We start from the raw sequence: 18,706 nt of genomic DNA, 5'->3' as shown, positions 1-18,706 counted from the left end.
TGCGCTCCAGCGAGAACCGCTCCTGGGCGAAGCGGGTTCCTTCGGGGCCCATGCGTTGGCGGCGGTCGGTGGAGGACACAGATGGCCATCAGCGCATCCAGCTACGTGACGGCGTCTCTGAGGCGCCAGCGAGAATTTCCTCCCCACCTTCGACCAGCGTCTCCGGCAGGCCGCCAATGCTGCTCGTTGGGGCCGGAACCCCACGGATGGAGGCCCGCTCGAAGGGCTCCTGTCATTCAGACGGGATGGTACTGCGTTCATGTCGTACTGGACGCACACACTTGCTCAGCGTTGAATCGGCCGCCGGACAATGCATGCGCCGCTGGCACCTTCGTCCGAGAGGCTCCAGACTAGAGAGGCATCTCCCCGCGCGTAGCCTCGAGCATAGGCTCTGGTCGCCATGCAGATGGCGACCAGAGCAGCCGACGTACCTACGTCTCCCAGGGATGTCGCGAGCCACGTCTCGCGCGTGGAGGGCAGCAGTGCTCCTTCATCGATGCGCACGCGCGCTGTTCCCCATGCCATCGCTCGGCGCACCTCTCCATTGAGGTTCCCGAACACGTCACCGATTCGCGTTCCGCCAGCGAGCGCTTGCTGAATCACGCCAGCGAGCGTCTGGCCCCAATGGACGGCAGGCAGGTGCTTGCCGGGGCTCTCCTCGACGAAGCATGCATCCACCCAGGCTTCTTCTCGGGAACCTGACTGGCGTGGAGCTTCCACCAGGATGCACGCACCTGCTTCGCCTCCCATGAGCCCCACGGGGTGTCCCGGTGTCTTGAGCCGCCCTTGCGCGGCAAGCCACTTCAGGGAGGCTTCATCCACGAGGCTGTCGAGAGAGAGTATGACGGCCCGATGCCAGGACCCGGTGGCAAACTTCTTCCTTGCGATTTGCAACGCCATCAGTGGCCCGACGGGGCCGGCTTCGATGCAGACACAGTGCTGTGCATCAACTGGTAGTCGCAGCGCATGCAGGAGGCGCTGCGGCATCGCACGGGCCAGATCGTCGCGAAAGTTGAACCGTTCGGGGTCAAGCGTCGGTAGACACACCACGAACCCACATGCGCGCCAGAAGGCCGTGTCCTCGGAGTCGAGGTTGGCGTACCTGAGCAGGTCGAGGAGGGCATATTGGCCCAGGCGGAACCACCGGCCCACTCCCTGATAACCGTCGGTGAGTACCGAGATGGGATGCCCGATGAGGGGAAGGTCCTGCGCTACGTCCACGTCCCAGGTGGTCATGCCCTCAACAGGGGCGGGCCGAGCCATGCCGCAGCGCAGAGCGGCACAGGCTTCCTCCACGGAATAGCCCAGGGTCGTGATGAGTCCGAGCCCAGAAAGGCTCAATCGCGATTCGTTCACGTCGCCGGCCTTCACGTGCCTCTGCGCCAGGAGCCAGAGGGCGGGTAAGCGTGTTCTCTGCTCGCCACCGCGCACAGTTCCAGTGGGATTCGCGGTAGCAGGGCGGTGGAAAGAGGGGCTCCCGCCAGGGTGGCCAGCCGCACGAGGGCAACTGCCTGGACATCCACGAAGCGCTCCGTGTGGATAACCACCTGCGGCAGGTCACCCAGTTCAGCCATTCGCGCATAGTTCCCTGCGCGTCGTTCCACCACTTGCCGGAGTGCCATTTCGATAGCATCCGATGCCTGCGCTTCAAGCGCATGGCATAAGGCGAGGAACGGGCTGTCCTCTTCGCCGACGGCTTCCTGGAAACGGGCGGTTACTGCCGCGAGATCGTTGGCCGAACGCCTTCCTCTGAGGAAGAGGTAGAAGACCTGGAGCCATTGGACGAATAGAAAGTCATCCTCGTATTCGAGCGCTTCGACGTAGAGGTTGTCACATCGCTCTGCCAGCGCCTCGGCGTTGGGAAGGTCATTAATGGCCAAGCAGTCGAAGAATGCTCGGTTGCGAGAAGTCCGATGGAAACGAGGGGTGCCTGTGCGGCCTGCGGCGCACCCTTGGAGGTAGAAGAGCCGTGTTTGTCCGGCACGATGGAGGTCTGCCACGTACGGGACGGTGTCCCCGGTAGAGAGGAACGCCGCGATACCGCGTAGCCGGTAGTAGTAGGCCAGGTTCGTGAGGTGTCCTTCCTCGTCAGACGGATAGCCTGCATCTACTGGCAAGTGTTCCGTCAACGTGACGATCAGGAATTCCAGCGTCTCCGTGGCGAAGTCCAGCTCTGTCACAATGATACCTCGCTCTCCAGTGGGATGAGGGCGAGGCCCGTGGCGCCACTTTCCTTCAATCGGGTCGCGAGATCTTCACGGACGAGGATAACGCGCGGAAGTCGGGAGATGCGGAAGATGTTCCGAGCCGTATCCACGCGCGAGGCATCAAGGACCAGTCGGGTCAGTTCAGTGAATTCGCCAGGGGCAAGCGCGCTCTCCTCGTAGACGCTTTCTCCCAAGTGGACGCAGTCGATCTGCCCAAGGATGTTGGCAATGAAAAAGGGCCCCGTGTCTCGTCGTCCCTTATGGTTGATGAGTTCGATGGGCAGGAACTCGATGGCAGTTGTCGCGTGGCGCTCAAGAACGTCGCGGATTCGCTCCGAAACGATGAGATAACCCAACGTGTTGGTGACGATGTCGAAGGTCGCTTTGCCCCCCATGCGTCGCGACATCGGAAGGCCGAGAGGATGGGGCGGGAACCGATTCCCGAGCGGAATGCCTTCGGTGGCCTGCCAGATGTGCTCGAAATACGAGGGGTGTTGGTCCAGCACGCATCCATCCGGATGCGCCCCTGCGCTGAGAACGAAGTAGTGGCTCATACCTGGGGCGTCACCAATCGATGCTGTCGAGCTTCAGATTGTCGAGATTGATGCCGGGATTCCGCTCGCCCGCATCAATGAGGAACTTACGGATGGCGGAGGAGGCCTTCTCCAGTTCCTTGCGGCAGTCTTCTTTGTTGTCGTCCGTGAGCGTGTGGTCCGTCTTGTCCTTGTTTTTGGCCAGCTTCGCCTTCAATGCATTGAGGCGTTTTCCAAGTTCTAGACTGTACTGACCATGTTCCGCAGGACCATCTGGTGGGACATGAGTTGGCAGCTTCAGCATTCTGGCCACCGTGTACTGCTTGGGGAGGATGATGACGTTGGGCATCTCGTTGATGTTCCAGCGAGTCGCCAGGAGCAACCGTCGTTCCTCGTCGTCAGGGAAGGCCGCCTTTATTTCACCACACGCGATGACGTGATGCGTGTTGTGCCAATACGGGGTTTTCCACTCGGTGAAGTTGGCGCCGCGATCGAGGTCCCAGGCCCCTGCCGCGGGAGCCGACGCATGGCTGTTGGCGACGACCGTTCCGCGCTTGGTGTAGGTCGGGCCGAGCCGGTCGGCCCAGGTTTGAATCCAGCGCTCTGGGGAGCGAAAGCTTGGGATGTTGTAGATATGGCTCTCCGACGCTTTCGAATAGTCGTGAGCGTTCTTCCGGTAATCGCACCGCGGAAACTCCTTGGCGTTGTAGTCCGCATGCCGCCAGAGGCAGCCCGTCGTCTTGGGGCTGGTTTTATGCTCGTTTTCGACCCAGTCAGCGAGATGCTCTTTGACGGCCATTTAGGTCTCCAGGTGCGTTCCGACGGGTTCGCGTCGGAAGTCGGGCTCAGACGGAGAGTTGGTCGCTCCGGGCCGAGGCACGTGCGATGCGCCGCAGTTCCTTGAGCGTCGCAGGTCCCACGTTTCCGAGGTGGGTGTCACCTTCTGTGGCGAGCAGTTGCTGGATGCACGCTGCCAGGCGCCGTGTCAGGAGCCCTGGCGCTTGGAGCCCCACCGCCGCGGTCTCGGCGCACGCCGAGTCGTTTCCAAGGAAGTAGTGCGCCACCATCCAGTAGTTCGTCAGCACGGGGTGCTTACGCCACGAGGTGCGCTCTGCCTCCCATTCAGAGAGCCCGGGAGCTTGTGCGAGTTGCTCCGGTAAAAGGTCGGTCGGCCGTCCCCATACCATCCGCATGAGCCAGCGGGAGCGAAGGTAGAGCTGCGCACTGTCCGGAGGGTCGAGGGCTGTCTGCTGGGCATGTCGCTCTGCGGCCAGCTCCGTGTCCAGCGTGGAAGTGATCCCCAGGAGTTGTTCGTAGCGCGCGAGTCCGACGTCACCGGGAGCCGCGCCTGCTTCGGGGGCCGCCTCGGAACTCCATTGGGTGACGATGAACGACTTGAGGCTTTGCGCTTCGCCGAGTTCCCCACGTTCGTGGCGAAAGCCGTGTACCCGCAGCAGCCCCAAAGAGTCCGGCAGAAGGCTGGCGAGGACGCGGTCCCCCGACGCATCCTCACTCAAGGGAAAGAGCCCCGCGAGGAGACCCTCCGCGTTCTGGGCGAGGAAGTTCCCCGATGAGAGCGCTTCCGTGGACTGAGGCGCCTCCGGGTTGAAGAAGTCCAGGAGCAGGGAACGGTCCCCAGCACGCCAGTAGTCTTCTGCACCCTCATCAAGGCCCAGGGCGGACTCGATGGCGAGCCAGTCATTGAACTCGCTGGGCGGCTCCCACCCGAAGGCGGCTTCAAAGCCCTGGCGCAGCGCCGCCAGCCCCTCCGAGTCAGTGTCCGCGAGTCGCTCGCGGAAGTCCTCGGGGTCGCGCGCGACCAGTAGCGACACGAGGTCCGACAGCCTGGCGCCTCTCAGCTCATCCAGTAAGAGCGCTTCGATTCGCAACATCGTCTCCTCGGACTGGAAAGCTCAGACCCGCTTGCAGCTCACGTCCCCATCCTGGGAGCGGATGAACGCGGCGGTCAGCTCCGTGCCCAGCGCCGCGCACAGCACCTCGAAGGTCCGCCGCCGGGCGCCGCCCACGACGGACGGCTGGCTGGCCAGCGTCTCCGGATGTCGCACGAAGATGTTGTAGCCCACGATGCAGCCATCCGCGCGGAGCACGGTGATGCCATCGGTGGCCATCATCCCCCGCAGCAACTGCGCGGCGGCGCGCACGGCGGTGCCCGAGCTGTCGGTGGGGTCCACGTGGTAGCGCTCCAGCAACGCCACGATGTCCAACGGACGAGGCAGGATGATGCCGTCCACGAACAGCGTGGAGCCCGCGCGCTCCCGGGGCAGCACCGCCACGAGCGCGCCGTGGGAGCCCTGCATCACCTCGAAGAGCACCCGGCGGAAGAACCCGCGCGCACGCTCGCGACTGTGCGTGGTGACGCCGGCCGTGACGACGTCCGCCAGCTCATCCATCACCTCCGGCGGTGAGGCCGACTCCACCCTCGCGCCGGACAGGTACACATGCCGGCACAGCCCACCGCCCGAGCGCAGCTCCAGGATGTTGTCGGCGAGCTGAAGCACCCCCACGACGCCCGCGCCCCTGTCCTCGACACGACGCAGCCGCTCCAGCGGCGTCTCCGCGAGAGGGAAGGGGTCCGTCCGGAAGACGCCGTAGGCGAAGCCCTCCGGGACGCGCAGCAGGTACAGCGCCCACCAGCGCCCCTGGCCCAGCGGCGCGCACTGCTTGAGCGCGCGCTGGATGGTGGCCCGCGAACGCGGCCCGATGCCGATGGCAATCGGGTCATGTCCGCCCAGGTGTTCGAGCATCTGCCCCAGGTCGTCTCCCACGAAGGCCATGGGAAACAGCGGAGCGCCCTCCTCGCGATAACGCGACAAGGTGACGATGAGCTCGCCAATGGCGTCCGCTGTCAGCTCGCACGACATCCGAGCTTCGTCCAGGAACGCGCTGACGGCCTCGGTCAGCAGGTGGCGGAAGGAGAGGACGAGAGGGGGCGAGCCCAGTCCGGCTGGGTCCGAGCCGTTCATGAGGTGCGCAGCATGGCGCATTGCCGTCGGGCACGCACGGACGGAGTAACAGCGAGCCCGGAAGCTCGTCCCCTCACCAGGGTGTCAGCGCCGCCGCGTCCACTCAGGGCGCACGGCCCGTCAGGACAAGCCTGCCCGAGCCTCATCCAGCCGGGTCGCCGTCTGGTTCCAGTCACTGGTCAGCCCGTCGAGCTGCTTCAGGAGGTCGGAGAAGTACCGCGCCTCCAGGGCCTTCGACAGGGTGGCGCCGTGGGCCTCCGCCCACTTCTTCGTGACACGGGCCCGCACCTGGGCGCCCAGCAGGTCCACGAAGCGCTCCATCAGCGGCGTGGACAGCAGCGTGCCCGCCCACACCACCGCGTCATGGCCCATGCCGCCCGTGGCCACCGTCACCGCCGCCGCCGCGCCTGACGGCACGGAGTACACCAGCGTCGTCAGAGTCTGGAGCAGCTCCTCTCGCATGCCACCCTGCAGCTCCGCGGAGACCAGCTCCCGGCAGTACGCATACAGCGTGGCCCGGTCCGCCGCGTGCGCGTGCAGGGGCTCGAAGCCCAGCGGCTCCTCCAGCTTCGTCAGCGTCACCGGACCGAAGGCTTCCTCCAGCTTCGCTCGCGTCTGAGCGTCCGCGCGCCACGCGGCCACTTCCGGAGCGAAGGCCTCCACCAGCCGCCGCACCCCGTCCTTCAGCGACTCGTCCACCGCGTGGGTCGGCGTGTCCGCGCCCGGAGCCTCGGGCGCGGTGAAGGACTCGCGCACCTTGCGCGTGACGAAGGTGAGCGCCGTGGCCAGCCCCCGGAAGGGCAGTCGCACCCACTTGTGGAACTGGCTGCGCGCGTCCAACTCGTCTCGAAAGGCATCAATCAAAACGTCCGCCGGCACGGCCTTCAGCGCCGCGTGCGCCCCCACCACGTCCAGCTCGTGGCGCAGCCGCTTGCGCAGCCGGTCGGGTTCCCTCGCCGCCTCCGAGGCCGCGCGCGACACGGCCTCCAGCTCCGCGCGTGCATCCGCGAGCGAGGCCTCCAGCGCCCGGGCCTTCAGCTCGCGCGCGTGCTCGGCCTGTCCCAGCAGCGCGCCCAGGGCGGGCTTCCCGTCCAGCGGCTCCGTGGCCAGGGGCTTCAGGCCCGCCTCCACGTCGGGCTGGTGCGGCGCCAGGTAGCGCGCCAGCGCCGGGTGGCCCACGTCCTCGGCGAGCTTGTCCAGGTGCCCGCGGGCCACCTCCTCCCGCGTGGCCTCGTTGTAGACGAGCAGGTAGGGCCGCCCGTGCCCCACGGCCGCGCGCAGGAAGTCCACCAGCGCGGCGTTCTGGTACGTCTGCCGGCTCACGACGAACGCCAGCACGTCCACGGTGACGAGCAGCGCCTCCGCGCGCTCGCGGTTGTCGCGGTACACGCTGTCGAAGTCCGGCGTGTCCATGACGAGCAGCCCGCGCGGCACCGCGTCCGACAGCGTCAGGTACAGCCGGCCCGGAGGCCCCGCCTGGTCCACGGGCGCCGCGTCGCCGACGGCCACGGGCACGATGTCATAGCGCCGCGTCAGGAAGTCCTTCAGCGGCCCGGTCCATGTCTCCGGGTGGGCCGCCGCCAGGCACTGCTTGGTGAGCCCGCCCTCGGGCCTCGCGGGGGACAGCGCCGCGCCCACCAGCGCGTTGAAGAGCGTGGACTTGCCCACGTTGTTGGGGCCGGCGATGGCCACCAGCAGCAGGGGCGCGTCGGCGGAGCCCAGGCGGGGGAGCAGGTCGCGGCGCAGGCGCTCGGCCAGACGGCGCGCGAGCTCGGCGTCCGAGGCGTCCGGGAAGCGCTCGGGAGCGGGCAGGGCGTCCAGGGCGGACGCGAGGAAGGTGCGCAGGGCGTACGGGTCTCTCATCACCAGAAGTCCTCGCACCACAGCACGCGGAGCGCCCCGTGCCCAGGCACTTGTCCCGCCAGGTGTCGGCCGGGGACAGAGCGGGGGGAGCGCGGTAGGGTGGCGCCATGCGCCTTCTCGCCGCCTGCCTGCTCCTGTCGGGGCTCGTCGCCTGCACCGCCGCGAACACGAACGCCCCCGCGTCCGGCGCGCCTCACGCCAAGGGCCCGTTGCCCTTCATCGAGGATGACTACGCCCGCGCGCTCGCCGAGGCCCAGGCGAAGGGGCTCCCGCTCTTCGTCGACGTCTGGGCGCCCTGGTGTCACACGTGCCGGTCGATGAAGGCCTACGTCCTGTCCGACGCGGCGCTGGCCCGGCACGCGGGCCGCTTCGTGTGGCTGGAGGTGAACACCGACCTGACGTCGAACGCGGCGTTCCAGGAGAAGTATCCGGTGGAGTTCTGGCCCACGCTGTACGTCATCGACCCGCGCCAGGAGAAGGCCCTGCTGCGCTTCGCGGGCAGCGCCACCGTGGCGCAGTTGGAGAAGCTCTTCGAGGACGGTGAGCGCGCGTACCAGGGCGGCGTCACCGGCGCCCAGGCCCTGCTGGCTCGCGGGGACGCGCTCTACGCGGAGGGCCGCTCAGCCGAAGCCGCGGAGACGCTGGCGGAGGCCCTGGCCGAGGCGCCCGCGGACTGGTCCCGCCGGGGCCGCGCGGTGGAGTCGCTGCTGACGGCGATGTACGGCGCGAAGCAGCACGAGGCGTGCGCGCGCAAGGCGCTGGAGGAGCTCCCGAAGACGCCCCGCTCGCTGTCCTGGGCCAACGGCGCCCTGCTGGGCATGTACTGCGTGCTGTCGCTGCCGGAGGACCACGCGGCGGGGGCGGAGCTGCGCGGCGGCGTGGAGGCCAAGGTGGCCGAGGCCCTGGGGCCCCCGGCCATCGAGATGTCCGCGGATGACCGCTCCGGCCTGTACGAAGTGCGCGTGCAGGCGCGCGAGGTGGCGAAGGACACGGCGGCCGTGAAGGCCCTGTCGGAGGAGTGGCTGGCGTTCCTGGAGGCGGAGGCCGCGAAGGCGCCCAACCCCCAGGCGCGCACGGTGTTCGACTCGCACCGCATGCTCGCGGCCATGAAGCTGGAGACGCCCGCCCGGGCGATTCCCGCGCTCGAGCAGAGCGAGCAGGACCTGCCCCAGGACTACAACCCGCCCGCGCGGCTTTCGACGCTGTACCGGCTCGTCGGCCGGCTGGATGACGCGCTCGCCGCCAGCGACCGTGCCTTGGCGCGTGTTCAAGGCGCGCGGCGGCTGTCGGTGCTGTCGGGCCGCGCGGACATCCTCGTGGCGCGCGAGGACACGGCGTCCGCCGTGAAGACGCTGGAGAAGGCCATCACCTTCGCGAAGTCGCTGCCCGCCTCGCAGGTGTCGCCGCGCATGGTGGCCGGGCTGGAGAAGAAGCTCAGCGGCCTTCAGGCCTCGGCGCGGTAGCCGCCGCGCGGGTGTCCAGGTCGAACAGCGCGTAGTCCGGGGCCTGGCATTCGCGCATGGCGCCGTCGGTGAACACCATCATCGCGGCGCCGGGGACTGGCGGAGGCGGCGCGCCGTGGGCGTAGTCCACGCGCGCTCCCTCCGTGACGAGGTGCCGCAGCACGCCGTCGCGGGCACCGGTGGGAGCCAGCCCCAGCATCGCGCGGCTCCGCTTGTCGCGCGTATGGCCCACCACCTGCGTCAGGCCCGTGGGCAGGCGCCTCGGGTCGAAGCGGCGCCGGGGCGTGCCGCGCACCCGCTCCGCGTCCTCGGGCAGCAGGCTGGGGCGCTGGTAGAAGATGCCCGTGCCCTCGCCCTGGGCCGCGTTGCCCGGGTGGTGCAGTCCCGGAATGACGAGCGGGCCTCGAGTCCATCCCGCCACCGCCGCGTCCAGGGCCGCGTTCAGCGCCGCCGCCACCTGGTTCGCGTCCCCTCGCTGGGAGGGAGGCAGGGGCGTCACGTCCAGGTCCTCCCGCGTGACGCCCGCGTGCAGCACCAGCAGGTCGGGGGCCGCGGCGTGGGCCACGCGGAAGCGCTTCACCCGCAGCAGGTGCTCCACCCAGGTGCGCTGCACCTCGCGGAAGTTGCCGAAGTCGCGCGCCACCAGCTCCGCGGAGGGGACCTGCGGCCAGCGCGCGAGGAACGCCTGCTCCGCGGCTTCGTCCGTCTCCCCGCCCTGGTAGATGCGGTCCGCTTCGGCCTGGGCCTCGGCGAAGCGCGCATCCGAGAAGCCGGCCAGCTCACCCACCCGTCCCAGGTCGTGGTTGCCCAGCAGCATCACCGCCTGGTTCGCCGGGTGGGCGGCCAGCCACGCCACCAGCGCCAACCCACTGGCGGCGACGGGCGCGCGCTCGGGGGGCTTGCCCCAGTCGAAGTGGTCGCCCACCGAGATGAGCTGCACGTCGGAGCGAAGCCAACCATCGCCGGCCAGCAGCTCGTGGTGCGCCAGGATGGCCAGGACCTGGTCCAGGTCGGCCTGCGGGTCCCCCATGACGAGCCGCCGCCGCCAGACCTGGTCCTCCGCCGGGACGGAGCGTGGTGCCTCCGCCGCGGCCTCGGCGGCCCGCGCGAGCGCGGCCTGGATGGATGACGTCTTGCTCACGAGCTCTGGAAGAAGCGGGCGATGAGCGCCGAGCGGCTCTCCACCTGTGCCTTGCTCAGCAGGTGCGTGACGTGGACTTCCACCGTGCGCTCGGCGCAGCCCAGCCGGCCGGCGATGGACTTGTTCGTCTCGCCCTGGATGATGTGCGTCAGCACCTCGGACTCGCGCGCGGTGAGCGACCAGCGCGCCGACAGCGCCTGCACGCGCGCGGCGGCGCTGGACGCGGTGCCGGTGTCGATGGCCAGGTAGTGGGGTGGCAGGCCGGTGGTGAGCAGCGGCGTCATGGTCAGCGGGCCGGAGCAGGGGATGCCCTGGGCGCCGCGGCGCAGGGACTCCATCAGCTCCGGGTCATGCCGCTCCAGCCGCGCGCGGCCGGCGTTGTTGGCGTGCACCACGCGGCCGCTGGAGCTGACGACCCAGGCGGCGCGCCCCAGCGCTTCCATGGCGACCTGGAGCGCCGAGGACATCAGGCCCGACTCGCGCAGCCGCGTCTCCATGGTCAGCCGCCGCTGGAGCGCGGGCGTCAGGGCCTGGAGCAGGCGCTGCTCGCGCTCGGTGAAGGGCTCGGCTCGGGCCAGGCCCACCCAGCCCAGGAGCACCGGCCCATCACAGACGAGCGTGCGCAGCCATTGCATGTTCTCCACGCCGAGCTGCCGGAACATCGCCGCGGAGCGGACGCTGATGCGCTCCCGGGTGCTCTCCAGCGACTCCTCGCTCATGCCCAGCCGGCGCCCCACCTCGCTGGCCGACAAGTCATGCAGCGGCAGCTGGCGGGCCGCCTCGGTCTCCGTCAGCGAGCGGAAGTGCAGCGCGCGGTTGCGCTGCGCGGGCTCGGGCCGGGCGGGATTGAACCAACCCCAAGGGTCTCCCCAGGCAGACACCTGGCTTTCGATGGCCGCATTCACTGTCGCGGTAGGGAGTGGGAAGCCCGCGCAATAGGAGTAGCTCGCGTGGTAGCGCTCGGGGCCCACGTCCACGCCATAGGCCACGGCGCGTTCGGCCCGCAAAGCCTCTCGTAAAGCACCTAGCACCGGGGGTAGGGATTCCGTCCCGGGCTCGGCCTCCACGAGCATTGCCTCAAGGTCCGTCAGCAGGCCTTGCTCCTCGGAATTCAAACGAATCACGGTGTGTGAAGTATACGCCCGTCAGGGATTGCGCCCAGTACTTGGCCACCCTTCACGCACATCTCGAACGTCCAGAATTGTCCCGACAGAAACTTCCTGGCTTTCAGATGTTCTGGGTTTTTTCTGACCCGGGGATTTCCCCCATAGCCGGACACGGGGCAGTGGCGGAACACTCTCATGTCGGCCCCCGGGGGGGAGGGCCGCCGCGGTGGACTGTGAGCGCGCGCCGGGCGCTCGGTTTCGGGTGCCCGGTGCGCCGCTCCTTTCCCTCACGCCTGTCGCCCGCACGCCAACCCACGAGGATGGCTGCCTTTGTGGGCCCACCAGACCTCATGGGGCATGCAGGATGCGAGGCAGCCGCCCGGCGGGCACCACCCTGCGCAGGAAATGAAGCATGCCCAGGCCCAGGTAGGCCATGCCCAGGGCCAGCGCCGCCCAGCCCAGCCAGGCGCTGACGGCGCCCGTTCCCAGGCCCACCAGGGACCAGATGGAGAGCGCCGAGCCCACGCCCCAGGGCATGGCGGTGCGCAGGTGGGGGCCGCTGAAGGCACCGCCCAGCGCGCAGAAGGCGGCCGCCATGACGCCAAAGCCGAACCACTTCGGCTCCTGGACGGGGAAGATGGCCGCCATGGATAGCAGCGCCGTGAAGAGTCCGAGAATCGCGAGTCCCAGGGTCATGGCTTACTCCGTGGCCGTTCCTGGGAAAGGTGCTCACCGGGCGCGTAACGCGTAACGCACCTTCGGTTCGTGGGCTTCGCGGTATGCCGCATGGTGTCGTGCTCAAAGGCGCGAAATCGCACCATTCTTCCGCTCGGCACGCTGCTGGCTAGGCTGCCAGTCGGTTGTACCACCGTGCGACGGCCGGCCCACGTGGAGAACGGATGGACACCTGGAAATGCGTTCAATGACGACGAAGAAGTCCGTGAAGCGCGCGTTGTGCATGGCGGTGGTGATGACCGTCTCCGGTTGCAGGGCGCCCGCTGCGTTGGGGCCCGGGGGCGGCATGAGCGCTTCGGAGGGCTCCGACTCCGGCGCTTCGTCCGAGGGCTCCAACTCCGGCGCTTCGTCCGAGGGCTCCGACTCCGGCGCTTCGTCCGAGGGCTCCGACTCCGGCGCTTCGTCCGAGGGCTCGGGTGAATCGAGCCAGTCGGACTCGGGTGCGTCGTCGGAGGGCTCGGGCGACTCCAGCCAGTCGGAGTCGAGTGGCTCCAGTGGTGAGGAGGGCTCCAGCCAGTCGGAGTCGAGCGGTTCCAGCGAAGAGGGCTCCAGTCACTCCGAGTCGAGCGGCTCCAGCGAGGAAGGCGCGAGCCACTCCGAGTCGAGCGACAACGAGTCCACGGAGGTCGCCTCCCGAAGCTCCGAGGAAGGTGGAACGAGCGAGGGCTCGGCTGGAACGGAGAAGGCGGACGGCGAGGCGTCGCGCTCCCGCAGCGACAACAGCAGCCAGTCGAACAACAACGACGTGGCGTCCGCGGTGACGGTGGCCGCGTTGGTGGTGGGGCTCGGCATCATCATCTGGCAGGCGTATGCCGCGGCGGAGCGGCGGCGCCGAGGGGTGTCTCCGAAAGAGGCGGGTCGCGCGGCCCAGGTGTACCTGCGGGCGCGCACGCACCAGCTCCGTGAGGACCTCGCGCTGGGCGCGGGGCCGACGGTGGAGGACCTGGCGGCGGCGGCGCGCATCCGCCGTGAGCACCTGGGGCTCTTCGGGCGCGTGCTGCGCGCGAACCGGAAGGAGCTGCTGGAGATGGCCGAGGCGAGCACCCTCACTCCGGACCGCGCGCTCGCGTGGCTGGAGCGGGTGGGCGAGCTGGCTCGGGCCGAGCCTCGGTTGGAGGAAGATCGCCGCGCGTTCCTCGCGGCACCGGCCCTGGAGGGCACCGCGACGGTGGCGCACTGATGCGCTGGCTGGGGCTGCTGGCGCTCGTCTTCGCGCTGCCGGTGCACGCCGAAGAGGCCCTGTCCGCGCGCGTCCATGCGCTGAACCAAGCGGGCGTGGTGCTGCGGGGCGCCGCCGCGACCAGCGCGGACCTGGTGACGGAGGTGGAGGCGGGGCTGGCGGCCCTGCCTCCGGCGATGCGGCGTCCACCCGGTGGCCCCCTGGAGCTGGTGCTGCACGCGGAGGCCGCGCCGCTGGGCCTGGGCGATGGCTCCCCCGCGCGCCCGGACTGGACGGAGGGCCGCGCGCGGTTCCACCTCTACCAGTACGCCCCGTCGGACGAGCGCCGGGCCACGCTGCGCCTGTCTCGGCTGACGGACGCGGAGTCAGCGCGGCTGTGGCGCCGGCGCGCGGTGGTGCACGCGGTGATGCAGCGCTGGGATGACGCGAAGGGCTGGAGCGGCACCCCGGCCTGGCGCCGGCTGTCGGGTTGGCTGAAGCCCTTCGAGCGGCCCCTGGTGTGGAAGGAGGAGGTCCGCCTGCGCTACGCCGGCGCCTTCAGCCGCGCCATGGGCCAGCGCAGCGCCTCGTTGGATTGGGTGACGTTCGCGGAGGAGCTGCTCGTGCCCGTGGAGTCCCTGCGCGCGGACGCGCTGCCGGTGGATGACCACGTCCGCTGCCAGGAGTTCTCCAAGGCCCGCGCGCTGACGGAGCAGTTGGAGGCGTCGGGCCTGGGCACGCTGCCCCCGCGCGGTGACTGCCCCGCCTTCGACGCCTGGGCGGAGCTGGAGTCCCTGTCGCACTTCGAGGTGCTGCTGGTGGCCTCCACCGGCCGCCAGCCGGAGTCCCTCTTCGGACACCTGCTGCTGCGCCCCGTGTGGCGCGAGGGCGAGGTGCCACGCGGGCCCACCTTCGAGCGGGTGGTTCAGCTGGTGGCGCTGACCGGCATGGAGTCCAAGGGCCTGGGCTACGTGGTGAAGGGAATGACGGGGGCCTACGACACCGTCTTCCTCACGGGGACGATGGGCGACCTGTCCCACGAGGCGCTGGAGCTGGAGCAGCGCTCCATCCGCCGCTTCCGCCTGCGCCTGAAGCCCGGCGAGGACGCGCGGATGCTGGAGCGGGTGTGGGAGCTCGAGCGCCGTGGGTACATGGGCTACTACTTCTTCACGGACAACTGCGCGAGCGCGCTCGTCTTCCTGCTCAACGGCGCGCTGGAGGGCGGGCGGCAGCTTCGTCCTCCCGGCACGCTCTGGGTCCTGCCCACCGCGACGCTGGACACCCTGGCCCGGGTGCAGGTGGAGGGACCAGGGGGCGAGACCTCCTCCCTCCTGGAGCACATCCCGGATGCGTTCGAGTCCACGGGGGACCGCGCGGTGCGCGCGCACTCGGCGCAGCAGGAGGCCCTGGACGCGCTGGCCGGGCATGTCGGCGCCGATGAACTCGCGCGTCTTGGGGGCGTGCATGCCCGGCTGGCGTCGCCGGAGCCACAGGTTCGCGCCCGGGCCTATGACGACCTGCCCGGCGTGGTGGCCGCGATGATGCACTCGGCGAAGACGGCGTCTCGCGACACGGTCCGCGCGCACCTGCATGCCTTCGTGGCGCACGCGGTGCGGGTGGAGCGTGCCGCGGTGGACCGGGCCGACGGCGAGCGGCTGCGTATCGAGCGCGAGCGGCTGCTCGCGGTGAAGGTGCCGGTGGCGGGCTCCGCGCGGGCCGGTATCGCCGAGCGCCAGCGCGTCTTCGAGACCGAGGACGCGCTCCAGCGGCGGCTCGCGGTGCTGGACCGCGTCACCCTGCTGAAGGACGCGCTGGCCTCCGCGGAGCGCCGTCCACCCACGCCCGAGGAGCTGCGGACGCTGGTGTGGGCCGAGCGCACCGAGGCCACCTTCCACCGGGCCACGGAGGTGCAGGGCACGCTCAATGATGGCGTGCTGGCGACCGTGGACCCGGTGGCCTTCCTGCACGAGGACCGGCGCCGCAAGGTGGCGGCGGAGGCGGCGTGGGCGGAAGGCGCGCTGAGGGAGTCCGGGGCGGGGCGGATGATGGTGGCCCTGGGCGTGGACTTTCCCGAAGGGGCCGCGGCCCGGCCCCTGGTGGGGCTGCGCACGGCGGGCATGGCCGAGGCCCTGGGCGATGCGCGGCTCCACGGCTTCCAGCCGAGCAGTGAGCTGCGGGTGCTCGATGGCGAGCTGTTCCTCCTCCCGCGCTGGGGGCTGCCGAAGGTGGTGGCCTCGGACCTGACGCTGTTGGGCTACCGCACGCTGCTGCGCGAGCTCCCCCAGTTCCGTGACTCCGTCTGGGATTCGCTCGGCTGGGGTGCCGAGGCCCGCGTGGCGTCGAGCGACGCGCGCCTGCTGCGCTATCGCGCATCGGTGCAGGCGGAGGCGTTGATGGTGCTGGACGAGGACGCGCGCTTCTCTCGCTTCACCACGGTGGGCGTGGGCGGCCTGGCCGCGGTGCACTGGAACCGGGAGGGGCTGACGCCGGCCGCGGGGCCGCGCCTGTCCCTGGCGCATCGGATGGGGCTGTTCGGCTCGGGCGCCAACGCGGTGCGGCTGGAGGCGGCCTACGCGCCCACCTGGCGGGTGGGGGACACACACTTCACCCATGAGGCGGGCGCGGCGCTTCAATTGGAGGTGTGGTTGGGCCGCGCGGGGCCCTTCGGCGTGCTCCTCACGCCCCGCGCGCAGGTCCGGTGGGAGGGGGCGATTGCGCCCACGCCCCACTGGGAAGCCCTGTCGCCTTCTACGTGGTTGGCCGGCTCGGCGGAGCGGCGTCTGGCGCTCGGGTTCGAGGTGCGCTGACGGAGGCGGGCTCGCCGATGCTGTAGCGCGTCCAGAACGGGTGGCTGATGGCCCCCGTCACCGCGCCGATGAAGAGTCCGATGACGTAGAGCGCCGTGTACCCCCAGAAGCCCAGGCCATAGAAGAGGTGGCTCTGGGTCGCCATACCGATGAAGATCAAGAAGGCGAGGGCGGTGGGCACCGCGACGGCGGAGAGGGCGGCCGCGCCGAGCGCGCGCGGCAGCCTGCGCGCGTGGAAGCCGCCGAAGGTGCCGGCCATGAGCCCGTTGAACAGGGGCAGGAAGAACAGGGCCAGGCTGGTGAGCGCCATCACCAGCGTGCTCACGATGAACCGGTTGTGGACCGGATTGATGGTGTCTGGCTTGAAGGTCAGGTCCGCCGGTATCTCCCGGTAGATGTATTCGTAGCGCGGCTTGGGACCGGCGAGGGCCTTCTCCGGGTCCTGTGTCAGGATGCGCTCGGGCATGTCTGGCTCCCTTCCTCGGGGGCGAATCAACGTGTGCCTGATGGTCATGAGGTTGTGACGCCAGCGGGGATGCGGAAGGGCCGCTGGCCGCATCGAGGGGCGGGCCACCTGCCGGGCGCTGGAATCCCCCCCTCCGGAATACTCGCGGAGTCCCTGGATACCGGAGCCAAGGGGAGCCGAAGATGCGCGCCGGACTTGGCGGACGGTGGCCTCCGGCTATGCTGCCGCGCCCGGCTGCACCCCCATCCCTGCCCGTACGGAATTTCCCATGAGCTTTCGCCGCAAACTGCTGACCCTCGCCCTTGCCTCTTCCTCCCTGCTGGCCGCCTGCGTCGTGCAGCGTCCGTTCTATCGCGACGTCGTCCAGCCCGCGGGCTCCTCGGTGACGGCCGGCACCCCGGTGGACCTCATCGTCCTGGACTCGGACACCAACCAGCCCGTGAAGGGCGCCAAGGTGCTCTGGGGCGAGGACTACCGTTCGCGCGAGTCCTACGTCACGGACGAGGAGGGCCGGGTGTCCTTCGACGTGACGCCGGAGCTCCTGAAGGAGAACCCGCTGGTGGAGGTGGTGCTGCCCAAGGGCGTTCAGGGCTACCGCCTGCAGGTGGTACCGGCGGTGGATGCCGCCGCGCCCGAGGCGCCGGAGGCCCCTGCTGCTCCCGCGGCCCCTGCTGCTCCCGCGGCCCCTGTCGCTCCCGAGGCTCCCGCCGTGCCGGAGACGCCGGCGACGGAGGCTCCCGCCGCGGCGCCTGAAGCCGGCAACTGAGTCCGTTCCCTCCTTCCGCGCGAGGCTCAGCCGAGCTTCGCGTGGAGGAAGTCCACGGTGCGCTGCCACGCCTTCGCGGCGTTGTCCGGTGAGTAGACCTCCGGACGCGTGTCATTGAAGAAGGCGTGCTGGGCGTCGTAGCGGTGAAGCTCCACGGGGACGCCGCCGCTCTTCAGCTTCTTCTCCAGCGCGTCCACCCGCTCCGGCGAGCACCAGTCGTCATTCGTCGCGAAGTGCCCCAGCACGGGCGCGCGGATGCGCGACACGTCCGCTGCCTCCTCCGGTGGAATGCCGTAGAAGGGCACGGCGGCGTCGAGCCCCGGCTCATTCGCGGCGGCCAGCAACGTCAGCGCGCCGCCCATGCAGAAGCCCATGATGGCCACCTTGGTCCCGGGCTTTCGCGCGCGCAGCGCCTCCACCGCGGCGCGCAGGTCCGCCGTGGCCTTGCCCCAGTCCAGGGACTTCAGCATCGCATTCGCCTCGTTGGCGTCCTTCGTCACGCGGCCTTCGTAGAGGTCCACCGCGAAGACGGTGAACCCTTCGCGCGCCAGCCGGTCCGCCACGTCGCGCGTGTGCCCGTTGAGGCCCCAGTACTCGTGGATGAGCACCACCGCTCCGGGCGCGTCGCCCTTCGGGGCTTCACTCAGATAGCCCGCCAGTGACTGGCCCTGCTTGCCGGTGAGCTGCGTCTGTCCTGTCATGGCTTCATCCTCGCGAGAGAGTGGAAGGGGGGCGCAGCTTAACGGCCGATTCAGCGTTTGGTGGCGATGACGGTGCTCAGCACGGAGAAGGGCTCTGGCATCAGGCCGTCGCGCACCTCGACGGTGAAGCCCTCCGCTTCGAGCAGCGCGCGGGCCCGGGGCACCAGGAACGTCAGGTAGTACATGACGAAGGGCGGCTTCCACAGCGCGTTGCGCGCGCGCATGGCGGCGTTGAAGCCCTTGGCCATCCAGTAGCCCGGGCGGAGCTTCGACGGCGGGTGCGCGGTGACGAAGAGGAAGCGGCCTCCGGGACGCAGCGCGCGGGCGATGCCACGCACGAGCCTGGGCTCGTCCTCTTCGAGGATGTGCCCGAAGGCGCCGAAGCTGGTGACGACGTCGAACACGCCGTCGAAGGGAAGCGCCAGCGCGTCGCCCTGGATGAACTCCAACGCAGCGGTGCCCGGCGCCTGCGCGAGCTGCAGGCGGGCCTCGTCGAGCATGCCCTGGCTGAGGTCGAAGCCCACCACGCGCTCCCGCGCGAGCGGGCGCAAGAAGCGCATGGCCGCGCCGGTGCCGCAGCACACGTCCAGCGCGCTGCCGACGCTGCCGGGCGCGCCCAGCTGGGCCATGGCGGCCTCGAGCACCGCATCTGGCGTTCGAAAGGGCGTGTACTCGAACTTGGGCGCGAGCAGGTCGTAGCCGTGCTCGATGGACGTGAGGGCCTGCGCGGCCAGCTCCCGGAGGGTGGGGCCCTTGCGGTGGAACATGGTGTCTG

17 protein-coding genes are annotated in these 18,706 nt (G+C 69.7%); 4 read left to right on the top strand and 13 right to left on the bottom strand.

Annotated features, from left to right (window positions below; all coding sequences use genetic code 11):
- Positions 1-285: 285 nt before the first annotated feature.
- The 7 genes from HV826_RS05020 to HV826_RS04990 all read right to left on the bottom strand — a co-directional run bounded on the left by HV826_RS05020 (position 286) and on the right by HV826_RS04990 (position 7,587).
- Positions 286-1,371 carry a hypothetical protein gene (locus HV826_RS05020; RefSeq protein ID WP_176415857.1) on the bottom strand — a complete coding sequence of 362 codons (1,086 nt, stop codon included), beginning with the start codon at positions 1,369-1,371 and terminating at the stop codon, positions 286-288.
- Positions 1,368-2,180: a hypothetical protein gene (locus HV826_RS05015; protein ID WP_176415856.1), complete on the bottom strand. Its 813-nt coding sequence runs from the start codon at positions 2,178-2,180 to the stop codon at positions 1,368-1,370. The genes HV826_RS05020 and HV826_RS05015 overlap by 4 nt, the downstream gene beginning before the upstream one ends.
- Positions 2,177-2,761 (bottom strand): imm11 family protein, encoded by a 585-nt coding sequence (locus HV826_RS05010; protein WP_176415855.1) that lies wholly within the window; start codon positions 2,759-2,761, stop codon positions 2,177-2,179. The genes HV826_RS05015 and HV826_RS05010 overlap by 4 nt, the downstream gene beginning before the upstream one ends.
- 10 nt (positions 2,762-2,771) lie before the next feature.
- Complete coding sequence (locus HV826_RS05005; protein ID WP_176415854.1) at positions 2,772-3,539, bottom strand: AHH domain-containing protein; 768 nt, start codon at positions 3,537-3,539, stop codon at positions 2,772-2,774.
- Between the two features lie 46 nt (positions 3,540-3,585).
- Positions 3,586-4,632, bottom strand: coding sequence for a hypothetical protein (locus HV826_RS05000; RefSeq protein WP_176415853.1), 1,047 nt, complete (start codon positions 4,630-4,632; stop codon positions 3,586-3,588).
- Positions 4,633-4,653: 21 nt separating this feature from the next.
- Positions 4,654-5,724, bottom strand: coding sequence for a hypothetical protein (locus HV826_RS04995; RefSeq protein WP_255207739.1), 1,071 nt, complete (start codon positions 5,722-5,724; stop codon positions 4,654-4,656).
- Between the two features lie 120 nt (positions 5,725-5,844).
- Positions 5,845-7,587, bottom strand: a complete 1,743-nt coding sequence (locus HV826_RS04990) for a GTPase domain-containing protein (RefSeq protein WP_176415851.1) — start codon at positions 7,585-7,587, stop codon at positions 5,845-5,847.
- 107 nt (positions 7,588-7,694) lie between these two features.
- Here HV826_RS04990 and HV826_RS04985 point away from each other — a divergent pair, with 107 nt between their 5' ends.
- Positions 7,695-9,050, top strand: coding sequence for a thioredoxin family protein (locus HV826_RS04985; RefSeq protein WP_176415850.1), 1,356 nt, complete (start codon positions 7,695-7,697; stop codon positions 9,048-9,050).
- Here HV826_RS04985 and HV826_RS04980 read toward each other — a convergent pair.
- The 3 genes from HV826_RS04980 to HV826_RS04970 form a co-directional block, all read right to left on the bottom strand.
- Entirely contained in the window at positions 9,022-10,191 is a 1,170-nt protein-coding gene (locus HV826_RS04980) for a metallophosphoesterase (protein WP_176415849.1), read from the bottom strand. The two genes, HV826_RS04985 and HV826_RS04980, sit on opposite strands and share 29 nt — an antisense overlap.
- Complete coding sequence (locus HV826_RS04975; protein ID WP_255207738.1) at positions 10,188-11,198, bottom strand: helix-turn-helix transcriptional regulator; 1,011 nt, start codon at positions 11,196-11,198, stop codon at positions 10,188-10,190. Before HV826_RS04975 ends, HV826_RS04980 begins: the two co-directional genes overlap by 4 nt.
- Before the next feature lie 447 nt (positions 11,199-11,645).
- Positions 11,646-11,993, bottom strand: coding sequence for a hypothetical protein (locus tag HV826_RS04970; RefSeq protein ID WP_176415847.1), 348 nt, complete (start codon positions 11,991-11,993; stop codon positions 11,646-11,648).
- Positions 11,994-12,219: 226 nt separating this feature from the next.
- Between HV826_RS04970 and HV826_RS04965 the strand changes: the two genes are divergently transcribed.
- Both HV826_RS04965 and HV826_RS37840 read left to right on the top strand, forming a co-directional pair.
- Positions 12,220-13,212 (top strand): hypothetical protein, encoded by a 993-nt coding sequence (locus HV826_RS04965; protein ID WP_255217045.1) that lies wholly within the window; start codon positions 12,220-12,222, stop codon positions 13,210-13,212.
- On the top strand, positions 13,212-15,998 hold the full coding sequence (locus tag HV826_RS37840) for a DUF4105 domain-containing protein (RefSeq protein WP_176415845.1): 2,787 nt from the start codon (positions 13,212-13,214) through the stop codon (positions 15,996-15,998). The genes HV826_RS04965 and HV826_RS37840 overlap by 1 nt, the downstream gene beginning before the upstream one ends.
- Here the strand turns inward: HV826_RS37840 and HV826_RS04955 are convergent.
- Complete coding sequence (locus tag HV826_RS04955) at positions 15,940-16,464, bottom strand: hypothetical protein (RefSeq protein ID WP_176415844.1); 525 nt, start codon at positions 16,462-16,464, stop codon at positions 15,940-15,942. The genes HV826_RS37840 and HV826_RS04955 overlap by 59 nt on opposite strands.
- A 268-nt stretch (positions 16,465-16,732) precedes the next feature.
- Between HV826_RS04955 and HV826_RS04950 the strand changes: the two genes are divergently transcribed.
- Complete coding sequence (locus HV826_RS04950) at positions 16,733-17,230, top strand: hypothetical protein (RefSeq protein WP_217918501.1); 498 nt, start codon at positions 16,733-16,735, stop codon at positions 17,228-17,230.
- Positions 17,231-17,256: 26 nt separating this feature from the next.
- On the opposite strand, the gene HV826_RS04945 is transcribed toward HV826_RS04950, so the two are convergent.
- Positions 17,257-17,931 carry a dienelactone hydrolase family protein gene (locus HV826_RS04945; RefSeq protein ID WP_176415842.1) on the bottom strand — a complete coding sequence of 225 codons (675 nt, stop codon included), beginning with the start codon at positions 17,929-17,931 and terminating at the stop codon, positions 17,257-17,259.
- 50 nt (positions 17,932-17,981) lie between these two features.
- Positions 17,982-18,698 carry a class I SAM-dependent methyltransferase gene (locus tag HV826_RS04940; protein ID WP_176415841.1) on the bottom strand — a complete coding sequence of 239 codons (717 nt, stop codon included), beginning with the start codon at positions 18,696-18,698 and terminating at the stop codon, positions 17,982-17,984.
- Positions 18,699-18,706: the final 8 nt, after the last annotated feature.

Origin of the sequence: Myxococcus sp. AM010 (assembly GCF_013372585.1) — a bacterium.
GTDB classification, from domain to species: domain Bacteria; phylum Myxococcota; class Myxococcia; order Myxococcales; family Myxococcaceae; genus Myxococcus; species Myxococcus vastator.
Note: the sequence above shows the minus strand (reverse complement) of the source record. Positions and strands in the feature narration are given on the sequence as shown.